The following is a 15,539-nucleotide window of genomic DNA, read 5'->3' as shown; positions in this document are numbered from 1 at the left end:
TCGCTGTGCAAAGCTCCGAAAAAGAATCCTGTTTCGCAAAACAATCTTTCAATTATTTTTTTGAAACCTTTTCACTGCAAAACCTCCGCTTTGTTCCGTCTTTCCGAAACCCGATCCCCCTTTGGGTCTGCAAAGGTGAGGATTTTTTTCCGTTTCGCAACAACTTTTTTATAATTAATTTTGCGAAAGTTTTTTGAGGTTAATTCACCAAAAGAACCCATTTAACTCGGCTACTTTTTATTTTCAAAACCTAATTCCCTCGTTTGGGATTGCAAAGGTGAGGAAGTTTTTTTTAACCACAAAGATTTTTTTCAACTTTTTATTTAATAAAAACCAAGACAACTGATTTTCAAACCAATAAAGAGTAAAGCCCATCGTGATTCTTCAAACATTTCTAATACGCCCCTTCTTTCAAGCATAAATGAACCCCGAAAATTCTGAAAGTCCATTAAAAAAGCTCTTGTTTCTTTTAACAAGAGCTATTGTGACCTCGCCAGGATTCAAACCTGGAACCTCTTGAGCCGTAATCAAGTGCTCTATTCAGTTGAGCTACGAGGCCATCATTTAGGATTGCAAATGTAGATGTTATTTAAATATAATCAAAACCATAAAGCCATTTTGTACACAAAAAACCAAAACACCTTCAAAATCACTCTGTTAATATAATATAAAGGAATAAAAACCTTCCCTTCTATGCTTCAGGACATCCTTCAATTAAGAATAATTAAGATAAAAAGCCCCTACAATCAAGTAAGTTTTTATAATTTAGCCCATTGAAAATTAAATACAAAATACTCTTTCATGAAAAGACTTATAATTATTTTGCTCGTTTTTGTGCTCCCTATCAGTTTATTTGCACAAGAAGGTAAAACTACCAACCCTATACAAGGAAGGCCAGACATTAAAGGAGACCTATTTTTGGATCTAGGTTTTAATATACTTAATAATCGGCCTGAAGATTTAAGCACAAAGTTTTTCGCTTCTAAAACCGCAAACATTTATTTCCAAAGACCAATAAATTTGGGAGAAAAATCAGGATGGACACTTAATCCTGGAATTGGTCTTGGCCTTGATAAACTCGCCTTCAAAGACAACATGACTTTGATCAATGACCCCGATAAAGGAACAAACTCAAGCCAGTTAGTTGATATTGATGACATATATGGTGAAGGCATTTCTGTAGATAAAAACACCATGGCACTAAATTATGTAGATATTCCGGTCGAAATACGTTACCATTTTAACAAAAGCGACTACAACGAAGGCTTCAGGATTGCTCTAGGAGGTAAAGTAGGTATGCTATATGAAGCGCATACTAAAATCAAATTGACAGATTCGGATGGTGTAAATAGAAAAATAAAAGACTCCCAAGAGTTTGGGCTTAATAAATTCAGGTATGGCGTGTATACTCGAGTAGGACTATCAGGCTTTAACCTTTGGGCTTATTACGGACTGAACGATGTCTTCAAATCAGGACAAGGCCCTTACGAAACAGAATCTACCCAATTTAATTTCGGGATGTCTGTAGCACTGTTTTAAAGCTATATTGTTAAAGACTTAAGTTTAAAAAGCCTTCCAGCTAGCTGGAAGGCTTTTTATTTGAATTTGGGTTTCCTCTTTTCTAAAAATGCCATCACCCCTTCCTTAAAGTCGGAAGACTTGCCTGCTCTCTCCTGAAAATCGGCCTCCATGGAAAGGACCTCTTTTAGGTTCATTTCTTGGGCATTATTTAACATCTCCTTAATTAGCCCTACCGAACTAGCAGATGAATTTGCATAAATCTCCACAAACTGTAATACGACATCATCCAAGTTCATGGCCTCGACAGATTTATTGATCAAACCAAGCTTTTCTGCTTCATCTGCATAAACCTTTCTCCCCGTAGTGGCCAATTCAAATGCCAAGGGATACCCCAGTCTTTCAAGTAGAAAATAATTGGAGCCGGCATCCATAATCAATCCAATGTGAGCAAAAATTTCTGCAAGATACGCCTCTTTGTTGGCTATGATTATATCTGTAGCCAACGCCAAAGAGCAACCCGCACCGGCAGCCACTCCATTTAGTTTACAAATGATTGGCTTTTTACTATTTCTCATTTTCAGAATTAAAGGATTGTAAAGATCCTCTATAATTTCTCTGAATGGGATATTCTCCAAATCTCCACCAACCGATTTCAAGTCTTGGCCACTGCAAAACGCTTTTCCTTGCCCTGTCAGCACTACACTCCTTATACCATCGTCCTTTTTTACTTCATCAAAAGCCCAGCTAAGCTCAAGTAATAATTTCTTATTTAAGGCATTAAATACATCAGGGCGATCCAACACCAATTCTACACAAGTTCCTTTATGATGATATTGAAGATGTCGTAATTCCATATTTAACTTAACAAATAATAGTAAAAAGAAACAAAACAAGTCCCAAAGCCCAAACAAAAGCCTGCCAATAATTCTCCTGGTTTATGGGCATTGAGGTAAAGCCTACTGGAAGCTACTGCGCCACATAATACAATCGTTACGATCATCGGATACAATAACGAAGCACTTGGGTATTTCCAGCTAAGTACAACCATTATAGCCAATAATCCTGAAAGGCCTGTTAAGTGAGCACTGATCTTCCAAAAAAAAGTAACCAGCGTCAATAAAACAATTGAGCCTGTCATAGTAACCAGACTAAAAACAATTAAATCATCATAATTAAGCCTGAGATAAAAAAAATAGGTTACTATAATATAAAAGATACTCACCGTGGTAAATGGCAAATACCTTTCCCTTTTACTTGCCATATGCAAACTTGGGATGGACTCCATATATTTCATACCTATTACACTAAGCATAGGAATTAATAATGTACTGACTACAACCATCAACAACATCGACCCTTTTATTTCATGAGGTACCTGTGTCGCTTGTGGCACAAGATACAAAATTAGTGTAAACACCAAAGTAGGCACTAATAAGGGTTGAAATATTATAGAAAGGGTCAGGGCAATATTTCTGTTCACTACAGTTCTTTTCTTAGTCTAGCAACAGGAATCTGAAGTTGCTCTCTGTATTTGGCCACAGTTCTCCTGGCAATATTGTACCCTTTCTCATTTAATAGCTTTACTAACTTATCATCCGAAAGCGGCTTTCTTTTATCTTCATTATCTACCATCTTTTGTAACACACTTTTTACTTCTCTGTTACTCACATCTTCTCCACCATCTGTAGAGATCCCTTCAGAGAAGAAATATTTTAATGGGTATACACCGAATTCTGTTTGAATCGCTTTACTATTGGCCACTCTGGAAACAGTGGAGATATCCATATCTATTTTCTCTGCAATGTCCTTTAGGATCATAGGCTTCAACTTGGTTTCATCCCCTTCCACAAAAAATTCCGACTGATAATCCAGTATTGCATGCATGGTTTTTAAGAGCGTTTGTTGTCGCTGCTTAATCGCATCAATAAACCACTTCGCTGCATCTAACTTCTGCTTAACGAAACTTACCGTATCTTTCAGCTTTTTATCCTTCTTATCACTCTTCTCATAAGCCTCGAACATTTCAGAGTAAGATCTGCTCACTCTAAGTTCAGGCGCATTTCTCGAGTTAAGGCTGATTTCAAATTTTCCATTTACATTATTCAAAATGAAGTCAGGAATTATATACTGCGTTCTCATCAAACCATCTGAACCTCCTCCCGGCTTTGGATTCAACTTGGTGATCATATTAATCACTTCTTTCAAGTCCTCCTCTTCGAGGTTACACCGCTTTAAGATTTTCTCGTAATGTTTTTTGGTGAATTCCTCAAAACAATCACTCAAAACTTGCAGTGCTTTTTGAACGATTTCATCTTCCTGATGCTCTTTTCGCTCCAACTGAATAATAAGACATTCCTGAAGGCTTCTAGCTGCTATCCCGGCCGGATCAAAATTCTGGATTTTTCTGAGAACTTCCTCAACCTCGTCCAAGTCAGTCTCTATATTTTGACTAAAAGCAAGGTCATTAATAATTGCCTCCAAGTCACGCCTGATATATCCATCACTTTCAATGCTGCCTATCAATTGTCTTCCGATTACTTTCTGATGCTCATCCAATCTTAAAAAGCTTAATTGGGAAAGCAACTGCTCGTGTAAAGAGGTACCACTTGAAAGAGGCATTTCCCGATCTTCATCATCTGGAGAATAATTCCCATCCCCCTGCATTTTATAGCCCCCATAATCATCTGTCAAATAATCGTCCAGATTGATATCCTTATCATCTTTATTATCTTCCTCATAGTTGTCCTGCAATATCTCCTCTTGCTGTTCGCCGTTCTCTTCCTTTCCTTCTTCTAAAGCGGGGTTGATTTCAAGTTCTTCTTCTACCCTTGCCTCCAGCTCAGCAGTTGGTACTTGTAACAACTTGATAAATTGAATCTGTTGGGGACTCAATTTTTGTGAAAGTACCTGATTTAAATTAAGTTTTTGCATATATAGCGTACTCTAAAATATTTCTTTTCTTAAAAATAATTGGCTTTTCAAAAGGAACCTACTCCTTGGTCAATTTGCCCATTCAAATTTAGGAAATTACAGCAAAATTTTGACAAAAAGCTTATTATATCGTTTTTTTGCATTCCATTTTAAAACATTGATTAGCTTTACTTGTCAATTATATAGCAGATAACATTCAACTCTTATGGCATTCAACAAACGATCAAAGATTAAATTATTGCTGGAAAGTGATAAAATCGGAGAACAGGCTACTATCATGGGCTGGGTCAGAACAAAAAGAAGCAACAAAAGCGTATCTTTTATTGCTGTTAATGACGGCTCTATTATTAACAATTACCAAGTAGTTGCAGACCCGAATGTCATTAATGAGGACACTTTAAGGAGAATTAATACAGGTGCTTGTATTAAAGTAACTGGAAAAGTAGTCGCTTCTCAAGGATCAGGTCAAGATTCTGAGCTAGTAGCGGAAAGTATTGAGGTATTGGGTGAGGCTGATGCTGAAAAATACCCATTACAGCCTAAAAAACATTCCATGGAATTCCTTCGTGACATTGCCCACTTGAGGATGAGAACCAATACTTTTGGCGCTGTATTCAGAGTCAGACATGCCTTGGCTTTCGCCGTGCACCAATATTTTAATAACAAAGGTTTCTTTTACATTCACACTCCTATTATCACTGCTTCTGATGCCGAGGGAGCAGGTGAAACTTTTAAGGTTACCACTTTAGACCTTAAAAACCCACCTTTAACTGAAGAAGGTAACATCAATTATACTGAGGATTTCTTTGAAAGAGAAACCAATCTAACCGTATCTGGTCAATTGGAGGGTGAGTTGGCTGCCATGGCCCTATCAGAGATTTACACTTTCGGCCCGACATTCAGAGCTGAAAACTCAAACACAACAAGGCATTTGGCTGAATTTTGGATGATCGAACCAGAAATGGCTTTCTACGATGCCGAAGACAATCAAGATTTAGCTGAGGATTTCCTTAAGTCCATCATCTCTTATGCGATGGAAAACTGTAAGGAAGATCTAATGTTCTTAGATAAAAGAGCTGCGGAAGAAAATGCCAAGAAACCGGTGAACGAACGCAGCGAAATGGGATTGCTAGAAAGACTTCAATTTGTGGTAGAACATGACTTTGAAAGGTTGACCTATACTGAGGCCATTGAAATCCTTCGAAACTCTAAGCCGAACAAAAAGAAAAAGTTCAAATACCTAATTGAGGAATGGGGAGCTGATCTTCAATCTGAACATGAAAGGTTCTTGGTGGAAAAACACTTCAAAAAACCAGTCATCCTGACAGACTACCCTAAGGAAATCAAAGCTTTCTATATGAAGCAAAACGAGGATGGGAAAACTGTTGCTGCAATGGATATTCTGTTCCCAGGTATTGGTGAGATTGTTGGGGGATCCCAAAGAGAAGAAAGCCTTGAAAAACTAACAGCCAGGATGGATGAGTTGAAAATTAGCCAAGAAGAACTGTACTGGTATTTAGATACGAGAAGATTCGGGACCACCCCACATGCTGGTTTTGGGCTCGGATTTGAAAGAATGGTCCAATTTGTCACTGGAATGGGGAATATCAGGGATGTGATAGCCTTTCCAAGAACACCTGGAAACGCAGAATTTTAAGAAAGATCAAGTTAAAAAGAAAGCTCGAAGATATCTTCGAGCTTTCTTTTTAGTCTATTTTCAGTAAAATATATGTTCTTGGGATCGCCTCAACAATATCAGAAGCTATTGTCCCCCTTAATCTATTTTTTGAAGCTATTTGTCCGGCCAAGCCATGTTGATAAACTCCACAAACAGCCGCATTTTCGACAGAATAACCTTGACCAAGAAAAGAAGTAATCATTCCCGTAAGCACATCACCAGAACCTCCAGTTGCCATATGCTTATTTCCAGTTGAATTAAAATACTGTTTTCCATTAGGAAGTGAAATTGCGGTATGTGCCCCTTTAAGTATCAATATGCATCCGTGTTTCATAGAAAATTCCAGAGCCTTGTCAAGTCTTTCTTTATGATTTTGGCAAGGGCCCACCAGTCTCTCAAATTCCTTCACATGCGGGGTAAGGATTACATTCTCATTCAAATAATTTAGAAGACCTGGTTGTTTGGCAAGGATATTTATGCCATCCGCATCAATTACCAAAGGGCCTTTATAATTTTCAAGAAATTTTCCCAGAAAACAGCTAGAGGTTTGGCTTGTTCCCATTCCAGGCCCTATGCCAATGGCATCGAACCGAGACAAACTTTCGCTGTCCACTGAACCAGCCAGTTCATTTTCACCTTCTCCAGTTAAAACTTGAGCTTCAGGCAGACTACTTTGCAATATCCCCATGCCACACTTGGGAGCTAAACAAGTAACAAGGCCACTTCCTGTCCTCAATGATGCTGTAGCTGCCATTTTTAAAGCGCCCATAGAACCATAGCTTCCACCACAGACCAAAACTTTCCCAAAATCCCCTTTATGGCTAAACCTTCCAAATCTTAAATGCCGCTTAGCCACATCTTTATATTGCAAATAATACTTACCTTCTGAAAACTGCCCAAAGAAAGGCTGGCTAATACCAATATTAGCTACCTTCAAATGACCAACAAATCCTGCATGCTCTGGGAATAATAATGAATATTTAGGAAACTGAAAGCTAATAGTAATATCAGCAATGAAAGCGTCACCTTCAACACATTCATCGGATGGCAAACCAGAAGGAATATCCACTGCTATTTTGTTTACATGGATAAGCCTATTTAACCTTTTTACCAAAGCTAAAAAATCGCCAGACAGCGGTCTATTAACTCCAATTCCCAAAAGAGCATCTATGATCACATCAAAATCAAATTCGATATGTTGGATATCTTCTTCTGTCAAGCTTACTGCAGGTAATTTGTCAGGTAGCAATTCTCTATTTAACCTACAGTCAGCTGATGCATTATCATGATCCCCTACCAAGAAAACAACTACATCAAACCCTTTTCTCCATAATAACCTTGCAATTGCTAAACCATCTCCCCCGTTATTACCGTGCCCACAGCAAATACCAATTCTATCATTTCTATGGTATTTCTTTTCAAACCAATCACAAAATGCCTGGGCGGCATTTTCCATAAGTCGGTGCGACGTAATTCCTCTATCACTAATAAAGTCAGCATCTAATTTCTTTACTGATCTTCCAGAAATTATTTCAAGCATCTTTCTTTTCGTTAAGTATTTACCAATTTATATCCCGGGAACCTAACTCGCAACAAAAACATCATACCCAATACAAAAAATATTCCAAGTACTAAAGAGCTAACTCTCATACTTCCAGTAAACTGTTCTATAAACCCATATGAAAAAGTACCAAATACAATCCCAAACTTTTCAGTAACATCATAAAAGCTAAAATAGGAAGCAGTATCTTTTGTCCCTTCTGGAATCAGTTTAGAATATGAGGATCGGGAAATAGCTTGAATTCCTCCCATAACTAAACCAACCACAAATGCCAATGCGTAAAACTCCAATTCTGTAGTTACAAAGTATGCAGCAAGGCAAATTCCTATCCATATGATCACCATGCTCATAAGGGAAAACTTATTCCCTTTTAGCTTAGAAATCCAAGCAAAGAAGTAGCTTCCCAAAATAGCCACTACCTGAATGATCAAAATTGTAATGATCAGTTTATCACCTTCCAGTGCCAATTCCTTATCTCCAAATGAAGCAGCCATATACATTACTGTCTGAACGCCCATGCTGTAAAACAAAAAGGAAAGCAAAAACTGCTTCATATCAGACTTCCTCCTTACTTCATTAAAGACAGTACGGATTTCTTTGTATCCAGCCCAAAGCAAAGAAGTCTCTTGATCCTTTTTCCTGGAATTTCTAGGCAAAACATTAAACGGAATCAATGCAAAGCCTGCCCACCAAACACCTGTCATCAAAAAAGACCATCTAGCAGCAACTCCTCCATCTTCAATTCCAAAGAACTCTGGCTTTTGAATCATCAAGAGATTAATGATGAGTAAAATTACACTTCCTATATAACCTAATGCGAAACCCTTCGCACTAAGCATATCATATTCATCACTATTACTTATCTCAGGTAAGAAAGCATTGTAGAACACAATACTACCGGCATATCCTATACTGGCCAAAACACTACAAATAATACCAAATTCAAGATTCGATCCATCAAAGAAAAATAAACTTATACAAGATATAGAACCCAATAAGGCAAATATCTCCATAAAGAGTAATTTCTTTCCACCATAATCAGCCATACCGGACAAAAGTGGTGAAAGGATGGCTATAACAAGGAAAGAAAAGGAAATCGACCAGGAATACAAAACCGTATTCACAATATCAAATCCAAAAAAAGATACTATATCACCCCCAGAAACAGACTTGGTGACACTATTATAATATACTGGAAATATCGTGGAAGTAATCACTAGACTATAGACTGAATTGGCCCAGTCATACATAGCCCATGCAAAATGCACTTTTTTACGGTCAAGATTCATCCATGTGGATTTTATTTGATATCAAAATAAAAAAGCTACCTTATGCGATAAGGTAGCTTTTTTTAATCTTCAACTATTTCCAGTTACTCAGCTGTTGTTTTACCAACCGAAGCATAAAGAATTTTTCTTGCATCTGCTTCTCTAAGTTCTAGCTGTATATCAGCTATCGGCCCCATTTTCACATCACGGTCAGCCTTTAGGGAAATATAAATTTGATCTCTTTCAGCTTCCGATAAGTTATCCTTCTCTTGGTTAACCCAAAGCAAAATATCATTGGTAGTGATCAAAGCATCATTTGCCTGAATTCTTGGTTCGCTACCATACATACTAGGATTTTTAGGCTTACCTACGTAAAGGTAAGATATCAGAGACTTTTTCTCTAGCTTTTGAAGCTGAGAAGCCTGAGGCAACTTCTGCTCTACCAGTAACTCTTGTTCTCTCAATACAGTGGTCACCATAAAGAAAAACAAAAGCATAAAGATAATATCCGGCAAGGCTGATGTAGGAATACTTTCCTCAGTCTTTGTTTTTTTCTTAAACTTAGCCATAATTATTCTCCTGTTTTATCTGGTTCAGCGATCGATATTGCCATTGGGATATTCTCCTTACCTCTTTCCATCAACTCTTTCTCGGCTGCACTTCTACTGGACAGTGCCCTGTATTCATCAGCTGTCAATCCCACTCTTTCAGCATAGATCTCAAAATACGCTTTCTTAACTAAATCAAGCACCTCTAGGTATAGCTCGTAGCTGGTACCACGATTGGTCTTGATAGATACTACTGCTTCATTAGGGTGATCAGAGGACTCTGGACTTCTACCTGCCTCTCCTTTCAGTGAAGGAGGTAGGCTATTAAAAAGATCCATATTCTCTTGATCAGGATTTCCAAAGTTTAAAACAAACTCTTTAACTTCCTGATCCAATCCCTCGGAGTTATCCCTGAAATCATCTTCAACCAGTAATTGGTCGTTTGAATTGATCAATATTTTAAAAATATTTCTCTCATTCTTTTTAATATCAGGTGGTGGCACATTAGGATCTTGCTTAGGAGGCAAGATGGTCGTGATACCTTTGTCAGAAGCAATTGTTGTTGTTACAAGAAAGAAGATAAGTAGCAAGAAGGCGATATCCGCCATGGAACCTGCATTTACCTCCTGACTCATTCGGTTTTTCTTTCTTGCCATCTTAAATTACTTTATGATTTTACTTATTTCAGTAAATACAATTCCTACTAATGAAAGAAAGAATAGTATGTAAGTAGTTAGCAATACTCCTCCAACAGCCTTAGAAGCTCCTGGGGTTAAGTTGAACGGTTCAACGGCGAATTTTGGTAATACCTCATCTCCAGACACAGAGTAGGCAATGAAGAACAATACCGCAACACCAATTACACCGACACCTATCTTAAGCAAACTTTTTGGGTTATCGATTGACTTGATCAAGGGCATTACTATTGCAAATAATATCCCCAATCCAATCAACAAATAACTCACATATAGCATGATATCGTAAGAATCCATATCGTTTAGTTCTTTGGTTGATAAATTTTATTTAATGAAAGCTACAAACAGCAGACTATTATTTAGTCAACTTGTGCTTAACAAGGATATCTACCAAAGTGATAGAAGCATCCTCCATATCGTTTACCAAAGAGTCGATTTTCGCCACACAATAGTTATAGAACAACTGTAGGATAATCGCTACGATCAAACCAGCTACAGTGGTCAAAAGGGCAATTTTAATACCACCTGCTACAAGAGATGGAGAGATATCACCAGCTGCTTCGATAGAGTCAAAGGCACCGATCATACCAATTACTGTACCCATGAAACCAAGCATTGGAGCAAGGGAGATAAATAGGGAAATCCAAACCAATCCTTTTTCCAAACGGCCCATTTCAACAGAACCATAGGCAATGATTGACTTTTCAACCATCTCAATACCTTCAGAATATCTCATCAAACCTTGGGTAAAGATAGAAGCTACTGGACCTTTAGTGCTTTTAGTAACATCTTTAGCAGCTTCGATACCGCCTTGGTCAAGAGCATCTTCTACTTTAGCAAGAAGTTTTTTGGTGTTGGTAGTAGAAAGGTTAAGGGTAATGATTCTTTCCAAAGCTACTGCAAGACCCAAAATCAAACAGATCAATACCGGAGTCATAAAGGTAGGATCACCTTCGATGAACTTATCCTTGATTATTTGGTGGAACGGTTGGTCTTCTACCACGATCTCGTCATCAGCCATCACTGGCGCAGGATCTGGAGCGACTTCTTCCTCCATCATCATTTCAGTAGTGTCTCCAGCAGAAGTCTCTTCTGCGGTGTCTTGTGCTTTTGTGATAACCGGAGATAAAAGCAGTCCGGTAAGCATGAACAAAGCGATTAACTTTTTCATAATTTAGTTTTTAATAGACTTTAAATAAAGGTTAAACGGTTTCTAATTTTAATATTGAGCTTTTAAAGATATAATTTTTTCAATTCAAATGACAAGGGATGATGTTATAATTTTTTCCTTATATCTAATACTACTCCCCATTTTCCATACTTCCTTACAAGGTAACCATCTTTTTATGAACTAAAAAAGCTTTACTTATAAGAATGACAAACGGTAAAATAATTATGAATCAGAGCAGTAGTTTGAAAGAACATTATTGGCCATCCTATATCCAAATGGTATTGACAGGGTGTAAAGTGCAGAGAGGAAGGGATTCGAACCCTCGATACCCTTTAGGGGTATACACGCTTTCCAGGCGTGCTCCTTCGACCGCTCGGACACCTCTCTGTATTTCTCGCTAACAATCGAAGCGACAAATAAATATATAATATTTAGTTCCTGCAAATAAACGAAAGCTTATTTAAGCAAAAATACGCGATTTCAGGCTGTATTCAAACATTACCCATTACTAGCAACCTGATTATCAACCCTTTGTTTTATTGAAAAATTTTATATTTCTTATGGCTATTTGCAAGAAAATTCATCGAAGCCTGATCAATTGCTGGTCAATGACATCTCTCCTGCAATAGGAGTTATCAGCTTCCTTCTAATTTCATCCTCATCCGTCTCATTGGCAAGCAGGAACATCATCTTACATATGGCAGCTTCTGAAGTAATGTCTCCTCCACTAAGCACCCCAAGTCGCTTTAGTTCTTTACTTGTTTCATACCTACCTTGGATTACCCTACCACCATTACATTGGGAAACATTTAGAATAATTATCCCTTTCTCTACTGCTTTCTGAACACTTTCGATAAACCAAGGCTCAGTAGGACTATTTCCCGAACCATAGGTTTCCATTACCACTCCCCTTAAACCTTCAATTCTGAAACAACTGTCTATGACTTCAGATGTAATCCCCGGAAACAGCTTTAGGATCATTACCCGCTTATCCAGCTTGTTGAGGTACTTTAACTGCACCCCTTCCTTAAATGGCTTAATGGCAGAGTAATTATAATCGATCACAATGCCCGACTCAGCCAGTGGAGGATAATTTTCAGACTCAAATGCATCAAAATGCACACTCTGCATCTTCTTGGCCCTATTACCTCTCAGCAACAAGTGGTTAAAAAAGATACAAACTTCAGGTACGATAGGCTTGCCATTGGCTTTGGAAATAGCTATCTCCAAAGAAGTCATCAGGTTTTCCCTAGCATCTGAGCGCATTGCACTAATGGGAAGTTGGGCTCCAGTAAAGATCACGGGTTTACTCAGTCCTTTTAGCATAAAGCTCAGCATTGAAGCCGAATAGGCCATAGTATCTGTCCCATGAAGCACCACAAAACCATCATAAGTATCATAATTTTCATATATGATATAAGCCATATCCACCCAATGCTGCATATTGACATTAGAAGAATCTATCGGTTCGGGAAATGATATCACCGTAATGGCAATATTCATATTGGTCAAATTGGGTATCTTCTCCAGGATCTGACCAAAGTTAAAGGGCACCAAGGAACCTGACTCATCATAAGCCATTCCCAAAGTCCCCCCTGTATAAATGATCAAAACTGAGGATTTGATTTCGCTCTTTGCGGCGGTATTTAATCTTACGATCTTATAATTCATACATTAGATCGGTTAAAAACTTTGTTGGCATTCAAATTAGTAATTTCAGCGACCTTATCAATTGTACTCTCTGTCAAATCGCCTACTCTTTCTGCTATAATTGGAATATATTCTGGAGAATTTCTTTTCCCTCGATGCGGCACAGGAGCCAAATAAGGCCCGTCCGTTTCCAAAACGAGATGTTCAAGGCCTATTTCAGGCAACACTTTATCCAAACCTCCATTTTTAAATGTTGACACACCACCTATGCCCAACAAAAATCCCATATCAATAATTTCCTTTGCTTGACTAAGGGAACCAGTAAAACAATGAAAAATCCCAGTCAAAAGATCATCTTTCTCTTTCCTTATAATTTCAATGGTCTCATCAATGGATTCCCTACAATGAAGTATGATAGGCAGATGCTTTTCTTTTGCCCAAGCAATCTGAACCTTCAAAGCCTCCTTTTGCAATTCAAAAAGACTTTTATCCCAATAAAGATCCGTACCTATCTCCCCGATGGCGACAAACTCACGCTTGGCCAACCAATCCTCCATAATGTAGAGCTCTTTTTCAAAACCCTTCTTCACATCACAGGGATGCAGCCCCATCATGGGGACGCACATGTCTGGGTATTTTTGCTCAGCTTCCAACATGGCATCTATGGATTCCACATCCACATTGGGCATATATATCTTATCCACACCATTCTCCCTACACCGTTGAATCACCTCATCTCTATCACTATCGTACTTTTTGGAATAAATATGGGCGTGGGTATCAATAAAATGCATCAGTATCTCCTCTCTTTCCAATTAATTTTCGAAGGCCAAAAATAATACACTATTGTTGACCATGAAATTACTAGATGATAAACTTCAAAAATAAATAATTCTCCCCAATTCACTTTACCCTTACAATTATGGGTTAACTTCTTAATAAACGCAGCTTGAACCCATATTTTCCCTAACCATATTAATCCTCCAAGCCATATGTTAAAAACAAGCACTGTAATGATGGCAGGAAAAAACAAAGCCTGCAGTACCAGCAAAAGTTTCCATCGAAAGGGTAAGCTCAAAGCTCCACGCATCCATCGCTTTCTTTGGCGCATCAGCTGAAAAAAGTTTTTTTCGCCCTTAGTATATACCAAACTTCTAGAAGTCATTTGATGAACTGGATGATACCCTTTTTCCATCACGGCTTGTCCAAGTGCAAAATCTTCCGTCACTGAAAATCCAAGTGACTCATAGCCTCCAATAGCTTCATAAGCCTCCCTGCTTACCAGCATATTGTTCCCGACAGCAGTTAATAGTTTCCCCAAATCTGCGGTGACTTTAATCATCCCAAGGGTAATCCACCAATCCATTCCTTGAAGCCTCTCAAAGATATTTTCACCCACCACCTCTGTCACTCCAACTATTAGCCCATATTGGGGTTCAAAAGCGCTAACCATTTCCTCTACCCAAAACTCATTAGCCCTGCAATCCGCATCTGTAAACAGCAAAAGCTCTCCATTGGCCACTTGTGCCATTTGTGCCAAAGCATTGGCCTTGCCATTAAGATGGGAATAGCGCGTTTCTATTTCCACATAAGTACGATTGGAAACTTTATTGGACCAACCTCTTAAAATCTGTCCCGTATGGTCTTCACTTTGGTCATTACCTACTATAAATTCAATCTTTTGAGGAGGGTAATTTATAGACTCAAAAGACTTAAGGCATGCTTTTATAGTACCGGCCTCATTTCGAGCAGGTAAAAGAACCGACACCATAGGTAAATCAACATTCCTTTTACTGTAATCTTTAAAATTGAAACGAATAAAAAAAAACAATAGGAAGTCCTGGACCAATAACAAAACAACTAATATCAATGCAATGAAGAGCATCATAACACTTCGGTTTGATATTTTTGGTCTTGTAGATAGTCTAGGTATGATGGTAAAACTTTCTTGATAATAGAGACCGTTTTTAGCTGATCATGAAATAATATAATTGAACCATTTTGGGTGTATTTTATTGTTTTGGACAAACATTGCTTTGGAGGTTGTCGCGGATCATAATCTCCCGAAAGCACATCCCACATGATGATTTGGTATTGATCTGAAAGCACTGTTAACTGGCTCCGTTTTAATCTCCCATAAGGAGGCCTAAACAAGCCTGTCACTTTACCGGTTACCTCCTGGATGATATCATTGCAAAAAGACACATTATTAATATAAGTTGCGGTGTTTACTCTATTCCCCTGTAAGTGGTTAAAAGTATGGTTACCGATTTGGTGTCCTTCTTCCACTACCCTCTGAGCAATTTCCGGGTATTTCTTAACATTATCTCCTACCATGAAAAATGTTGCCTTCATTCCCCTTTCAGATAGCTGATCCAAAATATAAGGGGTGATTTCCGGAACAGGTCCATCATCAAAAGTCAAATAAACCTTAGCCTCCTCCCTGGATTTATTCCAGACATATCTTGGAAAAAGGCGTTTGATAAGTCGAGGCACATAATGAATGATCATAGCCC

The 15,539-nt window shown here is 38.2% G+C and carries 15 protein-coding genes and 2 tRNA genes; 2 read left to right on the top strand and 15 right to left on the bottom strand.

The window, feature by feature from the left end:
* Window positions 1-485 precede the first annotated feature (485 nt).
* Window positions 486-559 (bottom strand) — tRNA-Arg (locus IFO69_RS16900).
* A 242-nt stretch (window positions 560-801) separates the two neighbouring features.
* On the opposite strand from IFO69_RS16900, the gene IFO69_RS16895 reads away from it, so the two are divergent.
* On the top strand, window positions 802-1,539 hold the full coding sequence (locus IFO69_RS16895) for a porin family protein (RefSeq protein ID WP_192011300.1): 738 nt from the start codon (window positions 802-804) through the stop codon (window positions 1,537-1,539).
* Between the two features lie 56 nt (window positions 1,540-1,595).
* On the opposite strand, the gene IFO69_RS16890 is transcribed toward IFO69_RS16895, so the two are convergent.
* The 3 genes from IFO69_RS16890 to rpoN all read right to left on the bottom strand — a co-directional run bounded on the left by IFO69_RS16890 (window position 1,596) and on the right by rpoN (window position 4,452).
* The gene (locus IFO69_RS16890) at window positions 1,596-2,375 is read right to left on the bottom strand and encodes an enoyl-CoA hydratase/isomerase family protein (RefSeq protein ID WP_192011299.1); all 780 of its coding nucleotides are present in this window, start codon (window positions 2,373-2,375) and stop codon (window positions 1,596-1,598) included.
* Window positions 2,376-2,377: 2 nt separating this feature from the next.
* Window positions 2,378-2,914, bottom strand: coding sequence for a phosphatase PAP2 family protein (locus tag IFO69_RS16885; RefSeq protein ID WP_317173480.1), 537 nt, complete (start codon window positions 2,912-2,914; stop codon window positions 2,378-2,380).
* An 86-nt stretch (window positions 2,915-3,000) separates the two neighbouring features.
* On the bottom strand, window positions 3,001-4,452 hold the full coding sequence (rpoN, locus tag IFO69_RS16880; RefSeq protein ID WP_192011297.1) for an RNA polymerase factor sigma-54: 1,452 nt from the start codon (window positions 4,450-4,452) through the stop codon (window positions 3,001-3,003).
* 205 nt (window positions 4,453-4,657) lie between these two features.
* Here rpoN and asnS point away from each other — a divergent pair, with 205 nt between their 5' ends.
* Window positions 4,658-6,109 (top strand): asparagine--tRNA ligase, encoded by a 1,452-nt coding sequence (gene asnS / locus IFO69_RS16875; RefSeq protein ID WP_192011296.1) that lies wholly within the window; start codon window positions 4,658-4,660, stop codon window positions 6,107-6,109.
* A gap of 49 nt (window positions 6,110-6,158) precedes the next feature.
* Here asnS and IFO69_RS16870 read toward each other — a convergent pair whose 3' ends face one another.
* The 11 genes from IFO69_RS16870 to IFO69_RS16820 all read right to left on the bottom strand — a co-directional run bounded on the left by IFO69_RS16870 (window position 6,159) and on the right by IFO69_RS16820 (window position 15,534).
* Window positions 6,159-7,670 (bottom strand): NAD(P)H-hydrate dehydratase, encoded by a 1,512-nt coding sequence (locus IFO69_RS16870; protein WP_192011295.1) that lies wholly within the window; start codon window positions 7,668-7,670, stop codon window positions 6,159-6,161.
* 11 nt (window positions 7,671-7,681) lie between these two features.
* On the bottom strand, window positions 7,682-8,980 hold the full coding sequence (locus IFO69_RS16865; protein ID WP_192011294.1) for an MFS transporter: 1,299 nt from the start codon (window positions 8,978-8,980) through the stop codon (window positions 7,682-7,684).
* 83 nt (window positions 8,981-9,063) lie between these two features.
* Window positions 9,064-9,528, bottom strand: coding sequence for an ExbD/TolR family protein (locus IFO69_RS16860; protein ID WP_192011293.1), 465 nt, complete (start codon window positions 9,526-9,528; stop codon window positions 9,064-9,066).
* A gap of 2 nt (window positions 9,529-9,530) precedes the next feature.
* On the bottom strand, window positions 9,531-10,163 hold the full coding sequence (locus IFO69_RS16855) for an ExbD/TolR family protein (RefSeq protein WP_192011292.1): 633 nt from the start codon (window positions 10,161-10,163) through the stop codon (window positions 9,531-9,533).
* 6 nt (window positions 10,164-10,169) lie between these two features.
* Window positions 10,170-10,499 (bottom strand): hypothetical protein, encoded by a 330-nt coding sequence (locus tag IFO69_RS16850; protein WP_192011291.1) that lies wholly within the window; start codon window positions 10,497-10,499, stop codon window positions 10,170-10,172.
* Window positions 10,500-10,557: 58 nt separating this feature from the next.
* Window positions 10,558-11,373 carry a MotA/TolQ/ExbB proton channel family protein gene (locus IFO69_RS16845; RefSeq protein WP_192011290.1) on the bottom strand — a complete coding sequence of 272 codons (816 nt, stop codon included), beginning with the start codon at window positions 11,371-11,373 and terminating at the stop codon, window positions 10,558-10,560.
* 299 nt (window positions 11,374-11,672) lie between these two features.
* Window positions 11,673-11,760: transfer RNA gene (locus tag IFO69_RS16840), tRNA-Ser, on the bottom strand.
* Window positions 11,761-11,967: 207 nt separating this feature from the next.
* Window positions 11,968-13,044: an asparaginase gene (locus tag IFO69_RS16835; RefSeq protein WP_192011289.1), complete on the bottom strand. Its 1,077-nt coding sequence runs from the start codon at window positions 13,042-13,044 to the stop codon at window positions 11,968-11,970.
* A complete protein-coding gene (locus IFO69_RS16830; RefSeq protein ID WP_192011313.1) occupies window positions 13,041-13,817 on the bottom strand; it encodes a TatD family hydrolase in 777 nt (258 codons plus the stop codon). Before IFO69_RS16830 ends, IFO69_RS16835 begins: the two co-directional genes overlap by 4 nt.
* Complete coding sequence (locus IFO69_RS16825; protein ID WP_192011288.1) at window positions 13,817-14,911, bottom strand: glycosyltransferase; 1,095 nt, start codon at window positions 14,909-14,911, stop codon at window positions 13,817-13,819. Before IFO69_RS16825 ends, IFO69_RS16830 begins: the two co-directional genes overlap by 1 nt.
* Window positions 14,908-15,534 (bottom strand): polysaccharide deacetylase family protein, encoded by a 627-nt coding sequence (locus IFO69_RS16820; protein ID WP_192011287.1) that lies wholly within the window; start codon window positions 15,532-15,534, stop codon window positions 14,908-14,910. Before IFO69_RS16820 ends, IFO69_RS16825 begins: the two co-directional genes overlap by 4 nt.
* Window positions 15,535-15,539: the final 5 nt, after the last annotated feature.

This window comes from Echinicola arenosa (assembly GCF_014841125.1).
Classification (GTDB): domain Bacteria; phylum Bacteroidota; class Bacteroidia; order Cytophagales; family Cyclobacteriaceae; genus Echinicola; species Echinicola arenosa.
This window is presented reverse-complemented; position numbering and strand designations above follow the sequence as displayed.

Bases quoted from the DNA above. Each gene is read 5' to 3' on its own strand.
- IFO69_RS16860 (WP_192011293.1), bottom strand. From the start codon at position 9,528: ATGGCTAAGTTTAAGAAAAAAACAAAGACTGAGGAAAGTATTCCTACA.
- IFO69_RS16845 (WP_192011290.1), bottom strand. From the start codon at position 11,373: ATGAAAAAGTTAATCGCTTTGTTCATGCTTACCGGACTGCTTTTATCT.
- rpoN (WP_192011297.1), bottom strand. From the start codon at position 4,452: ATGCAAAAACTTAATTTAAATCAGGTACTTTCACAAAAATTGAGTCCC.
- IFO69_RS16820 (WP_192011287.1), bottom strand. From the start codon at position 15,534: ATGATCATTCATTATGTGCCTCGACTTATCAAACGCCTTTTTCCAAGA.
- asnS (WP_192011296.1), top strand. From the start codon at position 4,658: ATGGCATTCAACAAACGATCAAAGATTAAATTATTGCTGGAAAGTGAT.
- IFO69_RS16870 (WP_192011295.1), bottom strand. From the start codon at position 7,670: ATGCTTGAAATAATTTCTGGAAGATCAGTAAAGAAATTAGATGCTGAC.
- IFO69_RS16830 (WP_192011313.1), bottom strand. From the start codon at position 13,817: ATGCATTTTATTGATACCCACGCCCATATTTATTCCAAAAAGTACGAT.
- IFO69_RS16825 (WP_192011288.1), bottom strand. From the start codon at position 14,911: ATGATGCTCTTCATTGCATTGATATTAGTTGTTTTGTTATTGGTCCAG.
- IFO69_RS16890 (WP_192011299.1), bottom strand. From the start codon at position 2,375: ATGGAATTACGACATCTTCAATATCATCATAAAGGAACTTGTGTAGAA.
- IFO69_RS16865 (WP_192011294.1), bottom strand. From the start codon at position 8,980: ATGAATCTTGACCGTAAAAAAGTGCATTTTGCATGGGCTATGTATGAC.
- IFO69_RS16895 (WP_192011300.1), top strand. From the start codon at position 802: ATGAAAAGACTTATAATTATTTTGCTCGTTTTTGTGCTCCCTATCAGT.
- IFO69_RS16850 (WP_192011291.1), bottom strand. From the start codon at position 10,499: ATGGATTCTTACGATATCATGCTATATGTGAGTTATTTGTTGATTGGA.
- IFO69_RS16835 (WP_192011289.1), bottom strand. From the start codon at position 13,044: ATGAATTATAAGATCGTAAGATTAAATACCGCCGCAAAGAGCGAAATC.
- IFO69_RS16855 (WP_192011292.1), bottom strand. From the start codon at position 10,163: ATGGCAAGAAAGAAAAACCGAATGAGTCAGGAGGTAAATGCAGGTTCC.